Source organism: Bifidobacterium sp., from assembly GCF_050874245.1.
GTDB lineage: Bacteria > Actinomycetota > Actinomycetes > Actinomycetales > Bifidobacteriaceae > Bifidobacterium.
On record NZ_JBNMKH010000031.1, the window covers coordinates 1 to 23,226 of the forward strand.

At 57.8% G+C, this 23,226-nt stretch carries 19 protein-coding genes and 1 pseudogene; 4 read left to right on the plus strand and 16 right to left on the minus strand.

Annotation, left to right across the window (positions count from 1 at the left end; all coding sequences use genetic code 11):
- Positions 1-418: 418 nt before the first annotated feature.
- From ACR0P8_RS04865 to ACR0P8_RS04895, 7 genes are all read right to left on the minus strand, one after another.
- The gene (locus tag ACR0P8_RS04865) at positions 419-1,468 is read right to left on the minus strand and encodes an EcsC family protein (protein ID WP_432624057.1); all 1,050 of its coding nucleotides are present in this window, start codon (positions 1,466-1,468) and stop codon (positions 419-421) included.
- Between the two features lie 36 nt (positions 1,469-1,504).
- Positions 1,505-2,119: a DUF4230 domain-containing protein gene (locus ACR0P8_RS04870; protein ID WP_432624058.1), complete on the minus strand. Its 615-nt coding sequence runs from the start codon at positions 2,117-2,119 to the stop codon at positions 1,505-1,507.
- A 150-nt stretch (positions 2,120-2,269) separates the two neighbouring features.
- A complete protein-coding gene (locus tag ACR0P8_RS04875) occupies positions 2,270-3,442 on the minus strand; it encodes an SPFH domain-containing protein (protein ID WP_432624059.1) in 1,173 nt (390 codons plus the stop codon).
- Positions 3,443-3,503: 61 nt separating this feature from the next.
- A complete protein-coding gene (locus tag ACR0P8_RS04880) occupies positions 3,504-4,139 on the minus strand; it encodes a hypothetical protein (protein WP_432624060.1) in 636 nt (211 codons plus the stop codon).
- 61 nt (positions 4,140-4,200) lie between these two features.
- Positions 4,201-5,274 (minus strand): DUF6591 domain-containing protein, encoded by a 1,074-nt coding sequence (locus ACR0P8_RS04885; protein ID WP_432624061.1) that lies wholly within the window; start codon positions 5,272-5,274, stop codon positions 4,201-4,203.
- A gap of 431 nt (positions 5,275-5,705) precedes the next feature.
- On the minus strand, positions 5,706-5,933 hold the full coding sequence (locus ACR0P8_RS04890; RefSeq protein ID WP_432624062.1) for a hypothetical protein: 228 nt from the start codon (positions 5,931-5,933) through the stop codon (positions 5,706-5,708).
- On the minus strand, positions 5,930-7,543 hold the full coding sequence (locus ACR0P8_RS04895; RefSeq protein ID WP_432624063.1) for a type VI secretion protein ImpB: 1,614 nt from the start codon (positions 7,541-7,543) through the stop codon (positions 5,930-5,932). Before ACR0P8_RS04895 ends, ACR0P8_RS04890 begins: the two co-directional genes overlap by 4 nt.
- 237 nt (positions 7,544-7,780) lie before the next feature.
- Here ACR0P8_RS04895 and purF point away from each other — a divergent pair, with 237 nt between their 5' ends.
- From purF to purD, 3 genes are all read left to right on the plus strand, one after another.
- Positions 7,781-9,295, plus strand: a complete 1,515-nt coding sequence (gene purF, locus ACR0P8_RS04900; protein WP_432624064.1) for an amidophosphoribosyltransferase — start codon at positions 7,781-7,783, stop codon at positions 9,293-9,295.
- 19 nt (positions 9,296-9,314) lie between these two features.
- On the plus strand, positions 9,315-10,349 hold the full coding sequence (gene purM, locus ACR0P8_RS04905) for a phosphoribosylformylglycinamidine cyclo-ligase (RefSeq protein WP_432624065.1): 1,035 nt from the start codon (positions 9,315-9,317) through the stop codon (positions 10,347-10,349).
- Positions 10,350-10,440: 91 nt separating this feature from the next.
- Complete coding sequence (gene purD, locus ACR0P8_RS04910) at positions 10,441-11,703, plus strand: phosphoribosylamine--glycine ligase (protein WP_432624066.1); 1,263 nt, start codon at positions 10,441-10,443, stop codon at positions 11,701-11,703.
- Between the two features lie 169 nt (positions 11,704-11,872).
- On the opposite strand, the gene ACR0P8_RS04915 is transcribed toward purD, so the two are convergent.
- The 5 genes from ACR0P8_RS04915 to ACR0P8_RS04935 form a co-directional block, all read right to left on the minus strand.
- Positions 11,873-13,945, minus strand: coding sequence for an LTA synthase family protein (locus ACR0P8_RS04915; protein ID WP_432624067.1), 2,073 nt, complete (start codon positions 13,943-13,945; stop codon positions 11,873-11,875).
- 147 nt (positions 13,946-14,092) lie between these two features.
- Positions 14,093-14,491, minus strand: a complete 399-nt coding sequence (locus ACR0P8_RS04920; RefSeq protein WP_432624068.1) for a Fur family transcriptional regulator — start codon at positions 14,489-14,491, stop codon at positions 14,093-14,095.
- An 11-nt stretch (positions 14,492-14,502) separates the two neighbouring features.
- Complete coding sequence (gene purK / locus ACR0P8_RS04925; protein ID WP_432624069.1) at positions 14,503-15,678, minus strand: 5-(carboxyamino)imidazole ribonucleotide synthase; 1,176 nt, start codon at positions 15,676-15,678, stop codon at positions 14,503-14,505.
- Positions 15,662-16,159, minus strand: coding sequence for a 5-(carboxyamino)imidazole ribonucleotide mutase (gene purE, locus ACR0P8_RS04930; RefSeq protein ID WP_003808571.1), 498 nt, complete (start codon positions 16,157-16,159; stop codon positions 15,662-15,664). Before purE ends, purK begins: the two co-directional genes overlap by 17 nt.
- Positions 16,160-16,211: 52 nt before the next feature.
- Positions 16,212-17,213, minus strand: a complete 1,002-nt coding sequence (locus tag ACR0P8_RS04935; RefSeq protein ID WP_432624070.1) for a zinc-binding dehydrogenase — start codon at positions 17,211-17,213, stop codon at positions 16,212-16,214.
- 174 nt (positions 17,214-17,387) lie between these two features.
- Here ACR0P8_RS04935 and ACR0P8_RS04940 point away from each other — a divergent pair, with 174 nt between their 5' ends.
- Positions 17,388-19,292, plus strand: coding sequence for a 1-deoxy-D-xylulose-5-phosphate synthase (locus ACR0P8_RS04940; protein WP_432624071.1), 1,905 nt, complete (start codon positions 17,388-17,390; stop codon positions 19,290-19,292).
- Between the two features lie 116 nt (positions 19,293-19,408).
- Here the strand turns inward: ACR0P8_RS04940 and ACR0P8_RS04945 are convergent.
- The 4 genes and pseudogenes from ACR0P8_RS04945 to ACR0P8_RS04960 all read right to left on the minus strand — a co-directional run.
- Positions 19,409-20,919, minus strand: a pseudogene (locus tag ACR0P8_RS04945) (ABC transporter permease).
- 2 nt (positions 20,920-20,921) lie between these two features.
- Complete coding sequence (locus ACR0P8_RS04950) at positions 20,922-22,094, minus strand: COG1361 S-layer family protein (RefSeq protein ID WP_070122189.1); 1,173 nt, start codon at positions 22,092-22,094, stop codon at positions 20,922-20,924.
- A gap of 51 nt (positions 22,095-22,145) precedes the next feature.
- A complete protein-coding gene (locus ACR0P8_RS04955; RefSeq protein WP_033499084.1) occupies positions 22,146-22,823 on the minus strand; it encodes an ABC transporter ATP-binding protein in 678 nt (225 codons plus the stop codon).
- A 215-nt stretch (positions 22,824-23,038) separates the two neighbouring features.
- On the minus strand, positions 23,039-23,226 hold a 188-nt coding region (locus tag ACR0P8_RS04960; protein WP_432624072.1), incomplete at its 5' end, for a hypothetical protein.

Below are 23,226 nucleotides of genomic sequence, written 5' to 3' on the forward strand. Positions count from 1 at the left end.
CGTCTGATTCCGAACACACCCCTCGTCGCGTTATGGGCCTTTGCTTGGTACGTCGATAATTGATCATCGAATATTTGAAAAGAATCTGGGACTCGAACTCCCCTACCGTTTCGAATCCGCTATATAGAGGTGCAACAACGGTTTTCGTTTAATACTCATGAGTATTATACTCGTAAGCATAAAATAATTAGACATTGAAGCAATATCTGCATAAACATGTTCGAGGATGCGCAATGCCGTGGGCATTTCTGTCTAGATACTCCCCTGCACAACCACCCCGACGTGAACTATATCGCTTACGCGTGGCACCTCTCCCCTGATATCCAAAAATGGCCAAGCATGGCAAATTGATATCACCGGCGTACTCAATGACCACGGAACGTATGCAGAAAAAATCAGTCAAGAACGGAATCGTACCTCATTGGTCTTCAACCGACACGTCAACAGTTTCAGCGACGCCATTGGATGTCAGCTGAATAATGCGTTCCTCTTTCTCCACAAGGAAACGCTTACGATAGAACTTCTCGGCATAATCAAGAATGATGCTCATCTGATAGGCATCAAGGCCGGCTCCAATCACACCTCCGATGACGGGTACCGCCCGTTGCGCGGTCTTCAATGTAAGTTTCCGCCCTATCTGTTCAAGCACATTGGTATACACCGTCTTTTCAAGCGTCTTCCGTCCGGCGTTTTGCACAGCCTTTTTCGCGGCATTGTTGGCAAGCGTCCTCATCTGCGCCATAAGCAATGGCAGACCGGCACACTGGGCCATTGCCGTCCAACTCTTTTTAGCCGCTTGCCTGACTGCCGCCATTTCTCCGGCAACCATGATCTTCCCGATCATCGTCGAAAGCTCACCGGAACCAACAAACCCCGGACTCATCGCGTTCATCAAGACAGCTGATGCGATTTCCATCTCTTCGGAGTCATTACGAACGTCATATCCGTACATCATGGCTATGTTCTGCACCGCACGGAAATACAGAAACGTGCTGGCCGCCAGATTCGGAACCAATCCGACCAGACCAACCGCACCCGTTGCGCCACCTTCCACTGCCGCAAATCCCAAATTCCAATTCTTGACATCGTCAACGGCTTTGGCAATGTCATATTCCCTCATGAGGCATACTTCACCCATTGAAAGAATCTTGCCATCCGTATGGACTTTGTTCAACCGCTCGCAGACGCCATCCTCGTCGATGGTGTATTTCGCAGCCTGCTCTTCAAGCTTCGCATATGCTTTGACCACATATTCCATAATCCGTTTGTATAGCTCCGCTTGGGAAACGGCAACACCCATGGTATCGGCAAAAGACTTGACCCGATCGGGAATAACTCTGGCAATCGCATTGCCCGCTTTTTGCACAGGCCCAGGTTCAAGCATCCTCTCGTAGTCACGCGTCACTTTGTCAAGGCGTTTCTTCTCACGCGAATCAAGAATCGGAGAGGGAACATCATATTCAGTCATCGAATACCTCTTTCAACGGTAAAAAACGCTTATCACTCACTTGTTCGAAAGCTGGACACGGACCTCATATCCATCCGCTTTGGCGATTGGCGAATACGCCTTCTCCACGATTTGCTTGGTCTGCTTGTCCGCCTCCTGCAGAAGCTTGCTCTTGGACGCTTTGTCAGATGCCGACTTCTTGGCATGCTTCAACGCTTCGGCCGTATCCGTTACCTCATTGCCATTGAACAACGAGCTCTCCGCGTCAAAGAAGCGCAACGAGTCGGGATCCACCGATACGGATTGCAGATCCGCCTTGGGCAGAGTAATCGAAATTATGCGATTCGTATCATCCACCTTGATATCCGCCTTAGCCAGATCGACACCGGCACGAATCTCATAGCTGTAGAACATCGTGAACTTCTTCTTGTTCACATGGGCGATGTTTCCTTCGGAGAAATTCTCAAATCCATAATCGTTCTCCTTGGCGGTGGTCAGATCCTGCATCGTCTGCAACTGACGAGAAACGATGGTGGTGGTGATTTCCGGCTCAACCTTCTTCGGATTGAGGATTCCGTCTATCTTACGGTATCCGACGGCTCCCATCCCCATAAGTACCGCAATGGCAACAATGATCGCAATCACCTTCATCTTGGCGCCCATGCCACCCATTGGATTCCTCATAGAACTTTTTCCAGAACGTCTAGACATAATCCTCCCCCTTGATATTCCCTATGTCGCCATACAGCATACGCGATGCATAATCAAATCCACAACCTCACGTCGACATGGAGATCCTGACAGATAGCGAGCCACAGGATCTCACAGTCCAAGAATCTGCTTCTTTTTGGAGTCGAACTCGTCCTGGGTCAACACCCCGGCGTCAAGCAGCTCCTTGAGTTTCTTGACCGCTTCCAACTGCTCGTCGACCGACATGGGCGACGCTTCCGGAACGCCCGACGGCTGCCGAGACGCCGGCTGCTCCGCAATCGCGGCATTGGACTGCGCACCGGTCACAGGATTCACACCCTGCGCGAACGCGGCGCCGAACATCATCGCGCCTGCGTCACCGAATCCATGCTCCTCCACGCCATGCGCGATCTTCTGTTGCGCCGCCACATTTGACGCATGCTGCGACACGTCCTCGTACGCCTTCAAATCCATCTTGTTGGCGGAGTACTTCTGCACCAAAGCGCGCGATTCCGGAGAGAACTCGATGTTCTCAATGCCGATTTTCACGATGTTGAAGCCGAAACGCGCCGGCCACGTACCCGCATTCTGCCCGTCGTTCGCAACCTTGACCGCAATATCGTTCGCCTGAGCCGGCAGCTGTGAGATCCTATACTGCGTCGACAACGCATTCAACGCCACCGTAAACGACTGCAGAAACTCCGCCAGAATCTGCGAGCGCGCCTGCGGATCGTCGAAAGAGTATGACATGACGTTCGCCGGCACGAAGTTGCGCACGAATCTCACAGGATCGCCAATCTGGACGCTGAACGAACCGTACGCGTAGATTTCCAAATCAGTGCCGTAGAACAGGTCGTTGTACATGAGGGGCCCACGCGTGCCGAATTTGATGTCACGAATCTCACGAAGATTGACGAATTCGATTTTCTTATAGTCGGGACTGATGCCACCGAATCCGATACGTTCGCCCAGCTGCTTGAACAGCGCGCTGCCGATGCCATCACCATCGAACACGCTGTCCTGGCCATCATGGTATTCGTAACCGCCCGGCTGGGCGATGATGTTCTCGATGCCCGATTGGCTGAAGATGAACGCAGCCGTGTTTTCCGGCACGTAGATCTTCGAGCCGTTGGTGATGACGCCTTCCGAGCCGCGCCCATTGGAGCCTCTGCCGTTGTCCGTATTACGCATGATTCCTGGCGCCACGGCAGTATGCCCATCGAATGGGCCGGCCGTGATGATGTCCTTCCACTGGTCGGCGAAGGTTCCGCCGACCGCTCCGCCGATCGCCCGCAAAATACCCATATCCTAACCTTCCTCATTCGCCAATGCCATGCCTTTCGACATGCTTCCCGCAAATCACCGTCTACTGCAGCGTCTGCCCGGTATCGCAATAACGACACCGCACATTCGCGCCCTGTCTGCCGGTGAGCGGCGCCCTGCAGCCAACGCATTTTGATGTCACGGTTTTCGCGGAACCATCATCCAAGTCCCGTCCGGAGAACGTCTTGGTGAAGGAGTCGATGGTTCCTTTCAACGCGCCCGCGAACATCTCCACGCCGAAGATGGTCTTACGCAGCTTCGCCGCCTCCTCGGAAGGACGCCCCGTCAATTGCCGGCTGATGGCGTCAAGCCATTGCGCGACCGCCCTTTTGCTGGAATCCTTGGAATCCTTGCGGAATTCGAACGACACGGTGCCGCCGATGAAGAACAGGTCGAGCTTCGCGCTGTAAGTCTCCTCCGTGTATTTCGCCTGTGCCACTCCGTCAACCATCTTCAAATGCGAGAGCGGATACGTATCACTCTGCCGGGCTCCATGTCCAATAAGCTTGCGGATCTCCCACGTATACACGATGTTCTGATTGGTGAGCAGCAATTCACGACCTATTTGGCTGCTGGGATCCCCGCATCGGCGGACGTCACTATCCGACAGCACCTTCGTCTCGTCCGAACCGTACCGGTAATCCTCCATATCCAACTCCTTCTGATATTCGACGCCCATCCAAGGAAGGATTCCGCAACGCGCATCCGCGCCACGGAACCCTGCCCAATCCGAACGTCGGCTACTGCACCGATGCCAGTTTCTGGGTGATGCGGCCGAGCACCTCGAGATAATACGCATCGTCCGCGGAGCTCAACGTGCTTTGGTCGATGGAATCCATCTTGGTCATGGTGTCGCTGTACTGCTGCATCATCTTCGTGTAATCGGCGAGCATGTCAGCGGAGTAATTCGAATCCTTGTATTTTTTCATGAAGTCGACGTACTGGTCGAAGAACTTCTCATAGCTGTCCATTGTGGCCTTGAAGTTCGGATCGACCTGGGACGAATCCTTCTGCTCGGATTGCTGCTGGGACTGCTCGTTCTGCTGCGATTGCTGGCTCTGCGTGTCTTTTTCGTCCTGCTGCTTCTCCTGCTGCTCGTCCTTTTCGGAAGAATCAGTGGAATCGGATTCCTCATCCTGCTGCGGACCGCTGATATGGATCCTCAAGGTGTTTCCGTCTTCCGAATCCTCGGAATACCACAAGGATATTTCATTCCCTTCGGAGTCCTTCGCCCTGTATGAATCCGAGGATTTGTAATAGTCGACAGCGAATCCGGCCTTCTTCGCCGCCTCGACGTACTTGTCAAGCATGGATTTCGTGGCTTTGCAAAGTGTTATCGACACCGAGTTGGAAGTATCGTACACTTCGCCCTTCAGCACTTCCGGCGCGGGGAGCTTCTGTGCGAGACCGCTATCCGGCCATTCGATGGATTGGCACGATTCTGCCATGCGGGCCGCATGATCGGCTTTCTGATGCGACTTGTAGGCAACCATCTTGCCTCCGAAGACCACGACGCTCACTACCGTCACGCCGATGGCGATATAGGTGATGATGCGCTTCCTGCTCTTGGGAGCCTTGACGGTGTCCAGAAAGGCCAGGACGCAGAACACGGCCGGAAGAACGGCGAACGCGATGATGAAAGCCACCGACGTGCTTCCGTCATTGATCAGTGAGATCAGCAGATACAGGATGGCAAGGATGAGCGCGATTATCGGCTTCCTCGTTTCAGGTTCCGGCGGAGCGGATTCCTGGGATGCGGCCGCCTGGGGAACATAGGCCGACGGCTGTTGCGTCGATTCCGTCGAATCCGGCATCGACCCGCCACTGGCAATTGTCGACCGTTCAGCCTGCGGCATCGTCGTCGTAGGCCTTTCCTTCAAGGCGTTCCAGTCCGCGTAGGCATTCGGGGCATGCAGTTGGGCGGTGGATTCCTGGGACGTCTCCGCAGAAGCATCCGACACGGGCCCGGCGGACGATGACGCCGGAGATATGGGCTTAGTCGGATTCTCTGGTTTCGCAACGTCCCCCATGCTCTGCGAGCTTATGATTTCGGTGGACTGTCCGTCAAAAGACTTCTGCGGTTCTGGCCGCGATCCATCATTGGAGGCCATGATCTTCTCTTTCTCTTATGGCTGCGCGATGGCGGCAGCGACGCTGTACGCCTATTATCCGCGGCCTCACTTTGAGGAGATTCAGTTGGCACCGGAATTTCTCAACCCCTTACTGGAAGAGGGGCACGAGTCCATCAAGCAGGAAGATAGCCGTCGGCGAGATCGACAGGAGCGTTGGCGTATTCCACGGCCTCATTGTTGGATTCGGCGGTCTGTTTGATGATGTCGTCATAGCCGGTCAAGGCGGCGAACGGCATGAACTGGGCCGCACGGTTGCGCACGCTCATATGCGCATGCGTTTTCGAACGGTGGTGCGGCAAATCGATAATGTCATCGTAGCGATGCGTTTCGGTGAGGCTCATTCCGCATGGCCTCCGATCTGATGGTTGCGCTGCTGTCCAGTCGCATCATCGAACATATCCATGGCTTTGATGATGGAGTTTCTGCCGAATTTGCGTTTGATGTCGAGCAGCGTCCGTTGCATCTGGAGTTCGATTTCCCCGTCTTTCGGCCGCCCCGACCGCTCCGCTTCCGATATGGGCCCACCGTCGGGAGCGATGTTCTCGGATGGATCGCCCAAAGTCTCGAACAAATCAGGTTGGACGTATCCGGAACCTTCGGACCGATGATCGTCCAGCCGGTCGGCAGTCAGCAGATCAGCGGCGACCACGTTCAAACGGCGGACCAGCAGTCGCCCATCGACGATCGAGCGGAACAGACCATCCACGGCTTCGCAGATACGCGACGTCGCCGAAGTCGGTTCAGGCAATGCGATCGACCCCGAAGCCGGCTTGGGCACACGCCGGCCATATCTGTCAAGAGAGACCGGACCGTCATATGTCGCCGCGGCGTGTTCTGCGACCGTCTTCCACCTGGCTCCATCCTTGCCAAGCCTCTTCGGATCGAGGCTTGCCGTATCATAGCCGACCATCAATCCCACCCGGCCCGCCTTCACGCCCTTCGCCACCAGATCCAGCGACAACGTATCCGCCATTTCGCGCGCAATCAGACGAGCGGCGTCGAAATCGACAGGCTTCGTCAGCACCTGCCCGGAGCTCATGCTGTGTCCGGCCGGCTTGTATGCTTTGATATCCGCGATGGTGCATGGCTCCCACCCCCACGCGTGGTCGATGAGCAGTTCGGCGTTCACACCGAACATCCGGTACAGCAGATCCTCGTTGTAGTATTCGTCGGCCCTGCCGATGGAGCAGCGCGCGATATCCCCCATGGTCAGCAGGCCCTGCGCCTCGAGCTTCCGCGCGTATCCCCGACCCACACGCCAGAAATCCGTCAGCGGCCGATGGTTCCACAACAGCCTCCGATACGACATCTCATCAAGCCGTGCGATGCGACTGCCGTCCTCCCCGGCACGGATATGTTTGGCCACGATGTCCATGGCCACCTTGGCCAGGTACATGTTCGTACCGATGCCCGCGGTGGCGGTGATGCCCGTCTGGGAGTGGATGTCACGGATGATGTCGCGCGCCATCTCCTCCACGCTTTTGCCGTAAGCGCGCAGATACCCAGTGACGTCCATGAACACCTCGTCCACCGAATACACATGGATATCCTCAGCCGACACGTACCGCAGATAGATTCCATAGATCTTCGCGCTCATCGCCAGATAATGCGACATGCGCGGTTTGGCGATGAACACTCCCGCCGCCAGATTCGGATCAGCGGCGAGCGCCTTCGCGTCATACGACTCGCCTCTCAGGACTCCACCTGGGGCGACCGCCTTGCGCGCCGCATTGACCTCTTTCAGCTTCTCTTTGACCTCGAACAGGCGGGCGCGCCCTGGAAGCCCGTACTCCTTCAGCGACGGAGAGACGGCAAGGCAGATGGTTTTGTCGGTGCGCGACTGGTCCGCCACCACCAGATGCGTGGACAACGGAGGGAATCCATGCTCGACGCATTCCGACGAGGCGTAGAAGGATTTCAGATCGATTGCCATATATGTCCGTTCGACCATGACGCCCCTTCCACACAACGGTCCGCATCGACGCGTTTCGTACGCCAATGACCATGATTCGCGATTCGACATTTCCATCATATCAGAACATTCGAACAGCCGTTCGAATACGTGTCCGTTTCCACGCGTGCAGACATGAGCGGAGGACGCCCCGCGACGCTTCGCTTGTAGCCTCCCGTTGGTAGGGTTGGACGGTAGCGAACCCCTTGTCTCCATGGTTTTGGAAGGAGCTTTGGCTTGTCAGCTGAACTCGAAGACATCCACGAGGAATGCGGTATTTTCGGCGTTTGGGGCCACTCGGACGCCGCCCGACTCACCTACTTCGGTCTACACGCGTTGCAGCATCGCGGTCAGGAGGGTGCCGGCATTGTCTCCAACGATAATGGTCATCTCATCGGTCATCGCGGAACGGGTCTGTTGACCCAGGTGTTCAGCGACGAACGGGAAATCGAACGCCTGAAAGGAGACAAGGCGATCGGCCATGTGCGTTACGCCACCGCCGGTTCCGGCGGCACCGACAACATCCAGCCGTTCATCTTCCGCTTCCATGACGGCGACATGGCCCTATGCCACAACGGCAACCTGACCAACTGCCCCTCCCTGCGCCGCAAGCTGGAGGACGAAGGCGCGATTTTCCATTCGAATTCCGACACCGAAGTGCTGATGCACCTCATCCGCCGCTCCAGCAAGCCCACGTTCATGGACAAGCTCAAGGAAGCGCTCAACACCGTGCACGGCGGCTTCGCCTATCTGATCATGACCGAGCATGCCATGATCGGCGCGCTCGACCCGAACGGTTTCCGTCCGCTGTCCCTCGGCAGGATGACCAACGGAGCCTATGTGCTCGCTTCCGAAACCTGCGCGCTCGACACCGTCGGCGCCGAACTGGTGCGAGACATCCGCCCCGGCGAGATCGTCGTCGTGGACGATGACGGCTACCACATCGACCGCTACACCGACCAGACCCAGTTGGCCATCTGCTCGATGGAATTCATCTACTTCGCACGCCCCGACTCCAATATCTATGGCGTGAACGTGCATTCCGCCCGCAAGCGCATGGGAGCGCGACTGGCCCAGGAATCCCCCGTCGACGCCGACATGGTCATCGCCGTGCCGAACTCCTCCCTGTCTGCGGCATCCGGATACTCCGAAGAGGCCGGCCTGCCGAACGAAATGGGCCTGATCAAGAACCAGTACGTGGCGCGCACCTTCATCCAGCCCACGCAGGAGCTGCGCGAGCAGGGCGTGCGCATGAAGCTGTCCGCAGTGCGCGGCGTGGTCAAAGGCAAGCGCGTGGTCGTCATCGACGATTCCATCGTGCGCGGCACCACCTCGAAGCGCATCGTGCAGATGCTCAAGGAGGCCGGAGCCGCCGAAGTGCATATGCGCATCAGCTCCCCACCACTGAAATACCCGTGCTTCTACGGCATCGACATCTCCACCACCAAGGAACTCATCGCAGCCAAGATGTCCGTCGACGAGATCCGCGATTACATCGGAGCGGATTCGCTTGCGTTCCTCTCGCTCGACGGTTTGGTCGAATCGATCGGTCTAGGCGCGGACGCACCGTATGGCGGCCTCTGCGTGGCTTATTTCAATGGTGATTATCCGACCGCCTTGGATGATTACGAAGCCGACTTCCTGAAGTCCCTGACTCCGGAGGACCGCGTCCGGTTGCCTGAATTCGCCCTGTACAAGAGCAAGTACGAAGGCAACGAGTACACCACCACTTCATCCCAAGAAGAACACTGAGACCCGAGAAAGGTTTGATATGCCAAAAGCATATGAAGAAGCCGGCGTGAGCGTTGAAGCCGGTTACGAAGTCGTCAAGCGCATCAAGTCGCATGTGGCGCGCACCAACCGTCCGGGCGTGGTCGGCGGCATCGGCGGTTTCGGCGGCCTGTTCGATCTCGCTTCCCTGGGCTACAAGGAACCGGTGCTGATTTCCGGCACCGATGGCGTGGGCACCAAGCTGGTCGTCGCCAAGATGGCGGACAAGCATGACACCATCGGCATCGATTGCGTGGCCATGTGCGTCAACGACATCGCGGCCCAGGGCGCCGAACCGCTGTTCTTCTTGGATTACATCGCCTGCGGCAAGAACGATCCGGCACTGCTTGAGCAGGTCGTGTCCGGTGTGGCGGACGGTTGCGTGCAGGCCGATTGCGGCCTGATCGGCGGCGAGACCGCCGAGATGCCGGGCATGTACGACGAGGACGAGTACGATCTGGCCGGTTTCGCCGTGGGTGTGGCTGAAAAGTCCGCCATCGTCGACGGTTCCACGATCGTCGACGGCGACGTGCTAATCGGTCTTCCCTCCACCGGAGTGCATTCCAATGGCTTCTCTCTGGTGCGCAAGGCCTTGTTCGAGCAGGCCGGCTACACCGTCGACACCCAGCTGGATGAGCTTGGCGGCGAGAAGCTCGGCGACGTGCTGCTTACCCCCACCAAGATCTACGTCAAGACGCTGTCCCCGCTGTTCAAGGCCGGCGTGGTCAAGGGCGTCGCGCACATCACCGGCGGCGGCTTCATCGAGAACATTCCGCGTATGATCCCCGACGGCCTGGCCGCGCGCATCAATCTCGGCTCTTGGCCGGTTCTGCCGATCTTCGACGTGCTGGAGAAGGCCGGCGAGATCGATCATATGGAAATGTTCAACATCTTCAACATGGGCATCGGCATGGTGCTGGCGGTCAGCGCCGAGGACGCCGACAAGACCATGGAACTGCTCAAGGCCAATGGCGAGGCCGGCTACGTGCTGGGCGGTATCGTCAAGAAGACCGACGAGGACGTGGAACTGCGATAGACGAACATACGGGGGGTGACCGGAACGGCCACCCCCGATTATTTCTTTGGCTTTTCAAGGCTTTCCCGCAAGGGATGTTACAGGAGGAAAAATGAAGGTTCTGGTCATTGGTTCCGGCGCGCGTGAACACGCCATCGCCCACGCGCTCATGCGTGGCGGCAGCGTCAGCGAAGTCACCGTGGCCCCGGGCAATCCGGGCATGGAGCTTGACGGCATCCGTACCACGCAGCTCAACCCGTCCAACCATGCCGCACTCATCGATTTCGTGAAGAACAATGGATACGATTGGGTGTTCGTCGGACCCGAGGTGCCGCTCATCGAAGGCATCGTCGACGATTTCGCCGCCGCCGGCATCAAGGCTTTCGGCCCGAACAAGGCCGCCGCGCAGATCGAAGGTTCCAAGGACTTCGCCAAGCAGCTCATGGAGCGTCACGGCATTCCAACCGCGAAATATCAGACGTTCGACGATTTGGAGCGTTCCACCGCTTATGTGCGTGAGCATGGCGCGCCGATCGTCATCAAGGCCGACGGATTGGCCGCAGGCAAGGGCGTGACCGTGGCGATGGACGAGAAGACCGCCATCGAAGCCCTTGAGGACATCTTCGTGGATCATCGCTTCGGCAACGCGGGCGCGAAGGTGGTCATCGAGGATTTCCTTGAAGGACAGGAATTCTCCCTGATGAGCTTCGTGAACGGCACCGATTTCTGGCCGATGCCGATCTCCCAGGACCACAAGCGCGCCTACGATGGCGACAAGGGACCAAACACCGGCGGCATGGGCGCCTACAGCCCTGTCCCCCAGATTGGCCAGGATGTCATCGACACCGCCATCGAAACCATCGTGAAGCCGACGGTGCAGGCCATGGCCGACGAGGGCACGCCGTTCACCGGCATCCTGTACGCGGGTCTCATCGCCACCGCGGACGGTCCGAAGGTCATCGAATTCAACGCGCGTTTCGGCGACCCGGAGACTGAAGTGGTGCTGCCGAAGCTCACTTCCGACCTTGGCGCCGGCATCAACGCCATTCTGAACGACGAGACCCCGGAATTCACTTGGGATGAGGACAATGCCACCCTTGGCGTGGTGCTCGCGTCCGACGGCTATCCGACCAATGTGGTCAAGGGTGCCGCGATTCCTGAAATCAAGGTCGACGATGATTCCCACGTCTACTATGCCGGTGTGACGCGCGGCGAACATGGCTTGGTGGCAGACTCCGGCCGCGTGCTTTTCGTGGAGACCTCCGCGGCCGATATCAAGACCGCGCAGGACAAAGTTTACGGCATCATCGACAAGCTCGACACGACGGGAATGTTCTACCGTCACGACATCGGTTTCAAGGCTTTGAACGCATGATGTGATGTGAACGCGTCTTGCTGGCGCCGTGAACGTTTAAGGGGCTTGTTCCATGATTCGGAACAAGCCCCTTAGCGTATTCTCGAACGCACAAATTCCGCGCGGCACGACACGAAGGCGTACAAAGGTACGTCGAGTGTCATGCCGTGCGGAAGGCGCGCCGTCCTCGTTACGGCAGGGTCATGAACGAGGTGTTTTTCAGGTAATTCTTCCCCGTGGTGATGTCGTATTGGATGAGCCGATAATCGGCCAGCAACTGCTTGGTCTCGGTGTCGAAATCGCCTTCGGCCATGGGCTTGCCTTTGGAGTCCAGATAGATGTTCTGCCCTTCAGGGATGCGGTCCCAACCTTGGATGTTGTTCACGACCGGCGGCTCCATGGCGGAGATCTTGGAATGCATTTCGGTGAGGAACGCCAGATACGGGGAGACTTTGGCGTCCATATGTTCGGCCGCCTGTGCCACGAAGAAGTTCGGTGACGAGTATTCGGCGTTGTCGATCTTGTTGCCTTGTGTGCCGGAGGCCTTGTTGGACCAGATGAAGTAGTCCGTCTGGTGCAGGGCCAGCGAGTTGTCGTCATCCGCGGATGCCGAGGAGTAGATGCCGGGCAGATGGTCGCCGTAGAAGACCACGGTGACCGGCTTGTCGAGCTTGTCGAGTTCGCTGAGGAATCCGGCGGTCGCCTCATCCGTCAGGGACGCGCCCTTCTGATAGGTTTCGATGGATTCCTTCTCATCGTCCTTCAACGGCTTTCCCGTGGTGGAGGACGCTTTGAAGTCGTTGTGCTTGTACCAGTCGTGGTAGGGCATGTGGTTCTGCATGGTGATGACCTGCAGGAACTGGTTCGACTTGGTTTTCCTGACTTCCTCCAGCGTGCTTTGATAGGTGGCCTCGTCGGAGACGTACGGCGAATCGTCGATCTTGTCCTGATGCGAGATGACGTCCGGCCCGGTCAGTGTGTAGAAATGCGAGAAGCCGAACTTCTTGTAGTTGGTGGCGCGCGAATACATGGACGACTCGTACGGGTGCAGTCCGATGGAGTTCTTGGACGCGCCCCACATCTGGTTGATGGTCGGCGTCCAATGCTCGCTCGGCACCAGCTGCTGGTACGGGCTGGTCAGGGAGGAATCGAAATTTGCCATGCTCAGGCCGGACAGTCCCATGTATTCCAGATTGGCGGTGCCGCCGCCGTATCCGGAGGACAGCATCAGGCCGGACGTGGTGTTCTGCTTGATCTTGCGGATGTTCGGCATGGAATCCTTGTTGACTTTGAGCCCCGGCACGCGGGACGGGTCGGAGAAGGATTCAGACAGCACGTAGATGACGGTACTGTCGGTCATGTTCGCGGAACGTTTCGCGTTGATCTTCTTCGCGGCCTTCTCATAGCGGGCCGCCACCTGTTTCATGGTCTCTTCGGAATAGTTGTCCGGCTTGACCATGACTTTCGGGTTGAGCTGACGGGTGAATGCCACCAGCGGCCCGTTGCGCTGGGCGTCGTATACGGAATCCCACATGGAGGGCTTGTCCCCCATGATGGTGGCGAAACCCTTGGCCCATGAACCGACGGTGCTCACCTGCATCGAATACAGCGTGAAGAACAGGCCGGGAAGCAGGATCAGCAGCAGTCTTGCGACCGCGTTCACGGAACGGGATTGCTTGTCGGAGCCGCGGAACAGCCTGCCATGACGCGCGTCAAGACGGTTCAGGAAGACGAACAGCGCCACGAATGCGGCGAACGCCGCCATCGCTATCAGAATGGTCCATTGCGCGCCAGACGGCATGAAACTCATCAGATTGCCGGCGTCGGCCTTGAGAAAGTTCAGATCACTTGGCAGGATCGCCTCGTATCGTATCGAGACCTTGAAATGCTCGATCACGGCGACGATGAACGTCACCGCCAGAAAAATCGGCGTAGCCACCCAGAAACGGTTGGTGAGCATCAGCAGAATGACATACAGGACGCCCCATAGGATGAGGTTCAGCACCGCCACGAAATTGGCGCTGGTGAACATCTTGCCGACGAATCCCCAGCCAGTGAGCCACATGTTGTTCGACAGCTGCACACGCGTCGCGGACTCGCTCACGCCGATCTGCAATGCAGCGACGCCCACCGCGTCGAACAGGACGAACAGCACGCCGTAAAGCCATCCTGGGAATTCCTTGCCCGTCTTTTTGGTCGTCAGATCCACAGTAGCGATGCTGAGCTCCTCAATCGGCTCGTTTTTCGTTGTTGCTTTGGTCACGCATAACCCCACTTAGCTTGTTTGCAATGCCCTATTGTCATATATGCGTCTGGAAAAGACAACGTCGGCCTGTTTTTCTTTACGATTTATGCGATTGCGTTGCGCCGGCGGCGATGCGAATCGCCCGTAAAATACGGCATAAGGCCGTCACTTGTCCGACTTCCGGCAGTCCTCACACAATCCGAACACTTCCAGCGTATGTCGTTCGATAGTAAAACCGTATTTGTCGGAAATGCCTTTCAGCCAGCTTTCCGAGGGCGATTCGATCTCCACGGTCTTGCCGCAGCCGGTGCAGACGAGGTGATGGTGGTGTCCGTCATCGCCGCACAGACGGAACAGCTGCTGGCCATCGAGGCGAACCGTGTCAGCACGGCCCGCCTCGGCCAGAGCGTTGAGCTGCCGGTACACCGTGGCAAGGCCGATATGCTCGCCACGGTCCTCCAGCTTGCGGTGCAGCTCCTGCGCGGAAATGAATTCGTCGCAGCCGTTCAGCACGTCGCGGATGGCGTCCTTCTGGCGGGTCTGCCGCACGATATGTTCACTCATTGCTTGCGATGTCAGGCTTTCTTCAAGTCGTCCCAGCAACCGGTGGCCTCAAGGTCGGCCACGGTTTGGGCGGTGTCGTCGGTCAGCACGGTGATGTGGCCCATCTTGCGGTCGTGGCGCACTTCGGCCTTGCAATAGTCGTGCACATTCCATTCGGGATGGTCGGCGATGAGCGCGCGCGTCGGAGCGACATGCTGTCCGAGCACGTTGACCATGACGGCGGGTTTGAGCAGCTGCGGCTGTTCGAGCGGCCAGCCGGCGATGCCTCGGATATGCGCGTCGAACTGGTCGAACGAGCACGCCTCAATGGTGTAATGGCCGGAATTGTGCGGTCGCGGAGCCAATTCGTTGACGATCACCTTGTTGTCTTTGGTGATGAACAGTTCGATGGCCAGAATACCGGCCAGTTCGAAGCCTTTGGCCAGTCGCAGCGCCAGCTCGTGCGCTTCCTTGGCAACGCTCTCGTCCACTTCAGCCGGCGCGATGGTCATATGCAGGATATTGTTGCGATGCTCGTTGCGCACGATGGGGAAGGTCACGTAGTCCTTGCCGTTGCCGGCGACGAGGATGCTCGCTTCGAACGCGAAATCGACGAACCCTTCCAGAATGCTCGGAGGGAAGCCACCGCCGCGGTCGGCGCGGGCGCGTATCTTCTCCAAGTCGGCATCGGACCTGAGCACGGTCTGGCCGTGGCCATCATAGCCGCCGGAACGGGTTTTGAGCACTGCCGGGTAATGGATCTCGTCGAGGGCCGCATCGAGCTCCTCTACGCTGTTGACCGCCTTCCATGGCGCGGTAGGCGTGCCATGGTCGTTGATGAACCGCTTCTCGTTGACGCGGTCCTGGGTGACACGCAGCAGATCGGTGCCCTGCGGGGCCGCCGCGAGGGAACGTACCTGGTCGATGGCGTCCGCGTCCACGTTCTCGAACTCGTAGGTGAGCACGTCGGATTTCTCGGCCAATTCGCGGATGGCGGTGATGTCGTCGTATTCAGCGGTCACCTGGAAATCCGCCACCTGTGCGGTCGGACAGTCGGGAGTGGGGTCGAGCACGCCGATGCGGAATCCCATATAGCGGGCCGACAGGGCCATCATGCGACCCAGCTGGCCGCCGCCGATGATGCCGATGGTGGCTCCGGGCATCAGACGCTCGATGCGTCCGTTGGTTTCCTCAGACAAGCTGGGCATTGGATTCAGCCACCTTTTCCTTCAGGGAGTCACGATAATCCTGCAGCGCCTTGGCCAAACGCTCGTCGGTGGTGCTCAGGATGCTCACCGCGAGCAGGCCGGCATTGGTTGCCCCCGAATTGCCCACGGCTGTGGTGGCCACCGGAATGCCGCCCGGCATCTGCACGATGGACAGCAGCGAATCCCAGCCGGACAGGGCGTGGGAGCGCACCGGCACACCGATGACCGGCAGTGTGGTCTGCGCCGCCACCATGCCCGGCAGATGGGCCGCTCCACCTGCGCCGGCGATGATGACCTTCAGGCCGTTGGCACGGGCGTTATGCGCGAACTCGCCCATCAGTTCCGGTGTGCGGTGCGCGGAGATCACCTGCTTCATATACGGCACCTCGAACTGGTCGAGCATCTCGCATGCGTGCTTCATGGTTTCCCAATCGCTCGCCGATCCCATGATCACCGCGACTTCAGGCTTGTTATCTGCCATCAAGAACCTCCGAAGATATACGTAGACAACGTGTTCCAGAACACCGCTTACTTTACTTACTTGGCTCGATGTGCAGCACGACCTTCCCGAAAACGTCGCCTTCGGACACTCTCCTGAACGCCTTCGGAGCGTCGGCGAGCGCGTATGCGGAGTCGATGACGGGATGCAGGTCGGCGTGTTCCACGAATCTGAGCAGTCGTGCGAAATCCTCGCGGGAGCCCATGGTGTTGCCCTGCACACGGATGTCCTGGAAGAATATGCGGGTCAGTTCGGCTCCGGGTTGGTCTCCCGTGGTCGCTCCGCAGATGGCGATGGTGCCGCCGGGACGCACGGATTTGACGGAATGGCTCCACGTGGCCGCGCCAACGGATTCGATGACGGCGTCGACCTTGCGGGGCAGCCTTGCTCCGGTTTCGAAGGCCGCGTCGGCTCCGATGGAGACGGCAAGGTCGCGTTTCCTCTCGCTTCGGGAGGTGACGAACACTTCCAGCCCGGCGGCATGGGCAAGCTGGATGGCCGCGGTGGAAACGCCTCCGCCGGCACCCTGGATAAGCACCGTGTCACCCGGTTTCACGTTGGCGGATGTGAACAGGAGCGAGTAGGCGGTCAGCCAGCTGGTGCCGAGCGTCGCAGCCTCGTCAAGACTCAGGTTGGCCGGTTTGGCGAACACGTTGGCGCTGGGCACCTGGGTGATCTCGGCCATGGTGCCCGCGTATTTTTCGGACAGGATGGTGCGGCGCTCCCCCGGCATGACGCCCGCCCCATCGGTGCCGATAAAGGTGTAAAGCACCACTTCGGAACCGGCTTTCAGCCCTTTGCGAACAGGAATATCCTCTTCGAGCACGCCGGCGGCATCGGTGCCGAGAACCATCGGCGTCTGGTCCGCGGAAAGCCCCACGCCTTGCAGACTCCAGATGTCATGATGGTTCACACTCGTCGAAGCAACGCGTATATTGCTCCAAAACGGCTTGCTTTGGGGCTCTTCGAGCTCCCCCACCCTGAGTTTCGACAACGGATCCGCATAATCGGTCCCTGCTGCATATACGGCTTTCATGGTTGCGCTCCTTTGCGGTTTTCAGCGATTCGCGATGTCGGATGACTTCTCCCATTGTGCCGCAGTTGGGTAGACTTTGCGGTCATTTGCCCGCGAACACCCCGCAAGGGCATACGGTGGGATACGATTTTCCGCGGTAAGAAGATAAGGTTCAGGGAAGGACAGTTGCGCATAATGACCGCTGGCATACTGGGTTCGATTCATACTCCGGCGGATGTGCATGCCCTTCCCCCACAACGGTTGCACGACCTGTGCGCGGAAATCCGCTCCACGCTGCTGGAATACGGCAGAAAGCATGGAGGCCACATCGGCTCCAATCTCGGCGTGGTGGAGCTCACCGTGGCGTTGCATCGCGTATTCGATTCGCCGCACGATCGTTTCATCTTCGACGTCTCCCATCAAAGCTATGTGCACAAGATGCTTACCGGCCGTGCCGAAGCGTACTTGGACGAATCGCGTTTCGGCGAGGTGACCGGTTTCACCAATCCCGAAGAAAGCGAACATGATTCCTTCGTGCTGGGACACACCGGCACATCCATCTCCCTCGCCTGCGGTCTTGCCAAAACCCGCGACATGCAGAAGGCGGCGACGGGAACAAGCTCCATCGGCAATGTGGTCGCCATCATCGGTGACGGTTCGCTGAGCTCGGCGATCGCCTTCGAAGGGCTGAACAACGCGGCCGAGCAAGGCGGGAATCTCATCATCGTCGTCAACGACAATGAAATGTCGATCGCCGAGGATTTCGGCGGCATGTACGGCAATCTCGCACGGCTGCGGGCTTCGGGCGGCACGGCGGAACTGAACCTGTTCAAAGCTTTCGGCCTTGACTACCGGTATGTGGAGCAAGGCAACGACGTGGACGCGCTCGTCGACGCGCTCGAAGATCTGAAGGACATCGACCATCCCGTCGTGCTGCACATCCACACCACCAAGGGATTGGGCTTCGACGATGGAACTGTAACGGAGAACGGCTCGGACGGCTGCAATCAGACGAATCCGCAGCCGCACGCCGGACAGTGCGAGGCGAACCATTGGCAGGATCCGGACAGCGCGCTGGGCAAGCCGCTCGACGCACGCAAATACTATGGCCAGATGGCCATGGCTTCCTTGGAACCACGCTTCGCGCAGGAGCCGGGATTGGTGGTGGTTTCCCCCGCTACGCCCGGTTCGAACGGCATCACCCGGGATTTCCGCGAGCGCGCGGGCGCGCATTACGTGGACACCGGCATCACCGAGGAGCATGCGGCCGCTTTCGCGGCGGGCATCGCGAAGGCCGGCGGCCGACCGGTTCTGGCCACTTCAGCCACGTTCTTCCAGCGCATCTACGACCAGCTGCAGCAGGAATTGGCGTTGAACCATGTTCCGGCGACGCTACTGATTTTCGGTGCAGGTCTTTCCGGCGCGGACAATACACATTCCGGTACGTTCGATATGACGATGTTCGCTAATATGCCTGACGTGACGTGCCTCGCGCCGACCAGTGGCGAGCAGATGCTGGACATGCTTGCGTGGGCCACCGGCCCGTCCGATCATGGTGTGGTGGCGATTCGTATGCCCGGCGAGCAGATTCTTGCATTGGAGCGATCCGCCGATATGGCGTTTGATCCGGCTGAACGTGCCGCCGCGCACGAAACGTCCGTTGACAGTACTGGCGATTGTCCTTTCAGGCGTTATCAAGTCGTACGTCCGGGACGGGACGTGGCGATTATCGGCTTGAGCAACACGATGCCGCTTGCCGCCGAAGTGGCAGGCACGCTCGATACCTGCGATGGCATTGATGCGACGCTTATCAACGCATTGCAGTATTCCACGATGGATGGCGAGCTGTTAGATGTGCTCGCCGACGGTCATCGTGTGGTGGTCACCCTGGAGGATGGCCAGCTGGAAGGCGGCTGGGGCGAGAAGGTGACCGCCTATTACGCGAATTCCGCCAATCCGAAGGCTTCCGGCGTTCATGTGTTGAATTTCGGTGCGACGAAGGAATTCACCGATCGTGTGCCCCTTGCCGAGCTTGACGAACGTTACGGGCTGACTGTGGAAGCGGTGGCTGATCGCATTCGCCGCGTCTTGGCCCGTTAATCACGCAACTAGCCGGCACCGTCAAAAATCGACAGGGAACGTTGAACAATCGCGAAATGCCGGCCCACGCTGAACAGCACATGGCCGACCATAGGCATTATTGTCAATCGCAATCGCTATTGCTCGTTCTTGATGGCGTCCAACGCAGGAATCTTCACAGCCTTATTAGCTGGCCCCAAACCGGCGAGTATGCCCACCAGAATTGAAAACAGCACGGCCACGACAAACAGCCACCATGGAATCACGGAGATTCGGCTCACGTCGTCACCGCCCATAATCGCTTTGCCTACGTTTTCCATACTGAATCCACCAAACGACAGCAGATTGATGCTCAGCGACCCCAAGGCGGAAATCAGACAGGCGATAAGTCCACCGACCAGACCGATGGCACCTGCTTCACATAGGAACATCGTGCGAATATCCTTCACATAGCAGCCGAGCGCCTTCATAATGCCGATTTCCCGAGTGCGTTCCGACACGGACATAATCATGGTGTTGGCGATGCCGATGGCCGCCACCAGGAATGACACCGCGCCAATGCCTCCCAATGCGAGCTGGATGCCACGACTCTGCTTTTCAATCTCCTTGCGGGTCTGTTCGAAGGACGTGGTTTGGTAGCCAGACATTTTGATCTGCGCTTCGATACCCGGCACATCCTTGATATTTTGAGCGTGCACCACCACTTGGTCGTAGTTTGTTTTGGTCCGGCTGGTGGTATTGGTTTTGCCGTCGATTTTGGCCTGCAATGTGTCCATATCCTCCAGCGACATGACTACACCGGAGCTGAATGCATCGTAATTATTGGTTGCAGCGTCCAACACACCAACCACGGTGAGAGGCATGGAAACCACAGGATTCTGCGAACTGGCAGTACCATCGCCGTCGCCTGAATCGGTGGAACTCATCGAAGTGCTGCCTATTTTGCGGTAATCGTCAGGGCTTTGATAATCGGCTCCGGTAATCAAATTGAGTTTCGTGGTCAGTACGTCGAAGAACGGCTTCTCCCCCCGCTCTCCTTGCAACCGTTCTCATCGCACTCATAATCACCGGGAGCGATACGCCTGGAGTCATCATCGGAACGATACTTATCCATAAACTGGTATGCCGCGTATTTGCCGAGCAATACTTCTCCGGCACGCCTCGGCATACGCCCTTGAACGAGCTTGTATCCCGATGCTTCAAGCTGGGTCATATCCGTACCCATCACAGAAGCATATTGAGCCACGTATCGGGATCCGGCTCCCGCAGTGAGATCCACGGTGCTCTGCGCCGACCGCTGTGGCATCACGGCTGCGACGCCTGAAATGCCACGGAACGTCTGTACCGCAGCATCGTCAAGCTTGGCCTGCTGATCCGATGATGTCATGTCCGACGAAGACAAACTCGACATACCGACGCCAGAGCTGTCGTACGCGCCCGAGCCGCCGGCAGCTGTGACGGTAATGTCGTTGAGATTGCCCATGCTCTTGAGCATCTGCTCATTCTGCTCGCTGATGCCTTGTCCAATCGAAATCATCAGGACGATGGAGCAGCAGCCGACGATCACGCCGAGCACCGTCAAAATCGTACGCGATTTGCGCCGCAGCAAATTCTGCGCGCAAGTATGTGCGATATCCGAAAATCGCATGCCTACTCCTTGACGGATGGAGTGGAAGATGACGTTGCGGATACGGAGGCGGCCGATGTGCCACCTGCCGTGGCGATTACCTGCGTCGGCGCATCGGCAGCCATGGCAGTAGATTTACCCTGCTTATCGGCTCCAAGATCGGCAGGCTCCCAATCCCAATCGTCATCATCGGCCGCCTGCTTTGCCTTCTTACGGCGGTGACGGACCACCAATACGACCGTCAGTACAATCACGACGAGTGCAACGGCCGCCGCCACTATCCACACCCAGACCGGCATGCTCTGATCCTGGACGTCAACATCCGTATCGGAATCATCCGGAACAGGAGCTTCAACGGCATTGATTTTCACCGGAAATTCCTTGGTCTGCGGCTGTCCATCGGAATTCTCATACGTCACCGTCAGTTTCGCTTCGGTTTCGCCGGGCTTGTCCGCAGTGAATGCGAATCCAATGGAGCCGGACGCGCCGGACGCCACATTGCCGACGTACTGCTTGGCCTGCGTGGCGGTGATACCGTCGCCTTCAACGCTCGCCTCGACATTGGAAACGTCGCCCTTGCCCTTGTTCACGTAATCCATGGTGATAGTAGTTTCCTCACCCGCGTTGACGATATTGGGCACCACTGGATCGTTCAATTCAAAACGATCAGGCTGCGAAACGGGTACGGAAATTTTGATGTCGGAAGTGTTGGAGCTGCGTGCGGCACCGTCCACATACTCGTATTTGAAGCTGATGTCGATGCCCTGCGCGCCGTTTTTCGCACTGGCCAGTGTCTGCATCGGCACGGTCTGCGTCAACGCAGCTCCCGCATTCAGTGCATCGTAGTAGAACGTGTTCGTACCGCCGGAGATGGCAAAATTCTCACCGCCGTCCACGGTGACCACCATGTTGCTCACCGCCACTTTGCCCATGTTTTGGAAGGTGAAACCGAGGTTGAAGGTGCTGCCGACCGCCACCGACCCGTCGCCATAGGTGAAATTGGTGATAATGATGTTCGGCACCGGCCCAGCAATCTGCTCAACACTGTTGTCCGCTCCCGCACCCGGAGCATCGGAAGTATTGGCACCATCTTCGGCGAACGCCGTCGGCACAATGCATACCAACGTGATGGCGACCACCGCCAATAGTGAGATTGCCCCGTTGAGCAGTGTTGCGATTCTTGTGTTGTTGCCCATGGAAGGCCCTTCTGTTGTCGTCATAGTTGTCGATATGCGTTGTCATGAATGTTACGTAAGCCGGTCGCCGATGATGCGGCCGTCAAGAAGTGTGACGATGCGATCGGCGTATTGCGCCATATTGTCGTCATGTGTGACGAGCACGATGGTCTGGTTGAAATCGCGTGCGAACGAGCAAATCATATCCATCACTTCGGTTTTGGTTTTGGAATCGAGATTGCCGGTCGGCTCGTCGGCGAATACCACTTGCGGACGTGTCACGAAAGCGCGGGCGATGCCGACGCGCTGCTGCTGACCGCCAGACATCTGGGTCGGATAATGGTTCATGCGTTTGCCAAGGCCGACCCGCTTGAGCATGGCACGCGCGATCGTCTCGCGTTTACGCTTCGGCACGCCTCGGAACATCAGTGGCATGGCCACATTCTCGATGGCATTGAGATTGGGCAGCAGATTGTACGACTGGAACACGAAGCCAAGGTGCTTCTGCCTGAATTCGGCCAGCTGCCGTTCGTCAAGCCTGCTGATGGGCACACCTGTGATACGTACACCACCTTTAGTTGGTTTTTCCATGCCGGCAAGCTGATTGAGCAGGGTGGATTTACCGGATCCGGACTCGCCATAGATACAGCAGATCTGCCCTTGCGGAATGGCGAGATTGACACGTTCCAGTGCTACGACGGTCTCATCGAGCACTGGATATTCCTTGCGTAGGTTTTTAACCTCGATAATGGGACCGCGACCGGTTTTCCCAGCGTTGGATGTGCTACCTACCGGCACATTCACCTCCTTGTTTTCTGGAATATGTTGATAATTGCTCCTAAGTCTAAAGTGTTTCACCGCGCTTCGCCACCCTTAAGGGAACACCCTGAAGCCACGGTCCGCGCGTGCCTGAAACTCGAAAACCGTTCAAGAAACCCCGCCTGAACGATATGGAACATGTTGTTTCATGCCAGAATTCCTTGTTTCGTGCCAAATGGCAGTGAACCGTGAAACGACGAAAATACAATGAAGGCATCGCAACGAATCGAAAACGAAGCTGAACGGTTCCATACCATGAGGGGGACATCATGAAACGTCGTTTCACACAAGCGGAGGTCTACTACCTCAACACCCTGCCCGCGGTGGAGCGGGC

Excerpts from the sequence above, each read along its gene's own strand:
- ACR0P8_RS04865 (WP_432624057.1), bottom strand. The coding sequence starts at position 1,468 with ATGACTGAATATGATGTTCCCTCTCCGATTCTTGATTCGCGTGAGAAG.
- ACR0P8_RS04870 (WP_432624058.1), bottom strand. The coding sequence starts at position 2,119 with ATGGGTGGCATGGGCGCCAAGATGAAGGTGATTGCGATCATTGTTGCC.
- ACR0P8_RS04875 (WP_432624059.1), bottom strand. The coding sequence starts at position 3,442 with ATGGGTATTTTGCGGGCGATCGGCGGAGCGGTCGGCGGAACCTTCGCC.
- ACR0P8_RS04880 (WP_432624060.1), bottom strand. The coding sequence starts at position 4,139 with ATGGGCGTCGAATATCAGAAGGAGTTGGATATGGAGGATTACCGGTAC.
- ACR0P8_RS04885 (WP_432624061.1), bottom strand. The coding sequence starts at position 5,274 with ATGCCGGATTCGACGGAATCGACGCAACAGCCGTCGGCCTATGTTCCC.
- ACR0P8_RS04890 (WP_432624062.1), bottom strand. The coding sequence starts at position 5,933 with ATGAGCCTCACCGAAACGCATCGCTACGATGACATTATCGATTTGCCG.
- ACR0P8_RS04895 (WP_432624063.1), bottom strand. The coding sequence starts at position 7,543 with ATGGTCGAACGGACATATATGGCAATCGATCTGAAATCCTTCTACGCC.
- purM (WP_432624065.1), top strand. The coding sequence starts at position 9,315 with ATGCCAAAAGCATATGAAGAAGCCGGCGTGAGCGTTGAAGCCGGTTAC.
- purD (WP_432624066.1), top strand. The coding sequence starts at position 10,441 with ATGAAGGTTCTGGTCATTGGTTCCGGCGCGCGTGAACACGCCATCGCC.
- ACR0P8_RS04920 (WP_432624068.1), bottom strand. The coding sequence starts at position 14,491 with ATGAGTGAACATATCGTGCGGCAGACCCGCCAGAAGGACGCCATCCGC.
- purK (WP_432624069.1), bottom strand. The coding sequence starts at position 15,678 with ATGCCCAGCTTGTCTGAGGAAACCAACGGACGCATCGAGCGTCTGATG.
- purE (WP_003808571.1), bottom strand. The coding sequence starts at position 16,159 with ATGGCAGATAACAAGCCTGAAGTCGCGGTGATCATGGGATCGGCGAGC.
- ACR0P8_RS04935 (WP_432624070.1), bottom strand. The coding sequence starts at position 17,213 with ATGAAAGCCGTATATGCAGCAGGGACCGATTATGCGGATCCGTTGTCG.
- ACR0P8_RS04940 (WP_432624071.1), top strand. The coding sequence starts at position 17,388 with ATGACCGCTGGCATACTGGGTTCGATTCATACTCCGGCGGATGTGCAT.
- ACR0P8_RS04950 (WP_070122189.1), bottom strand. The coding sequence starts at position 22,094 with ATGGGCAACAACACAAGAATCGCAACACTGCTCAACGGGGCAATCTCA.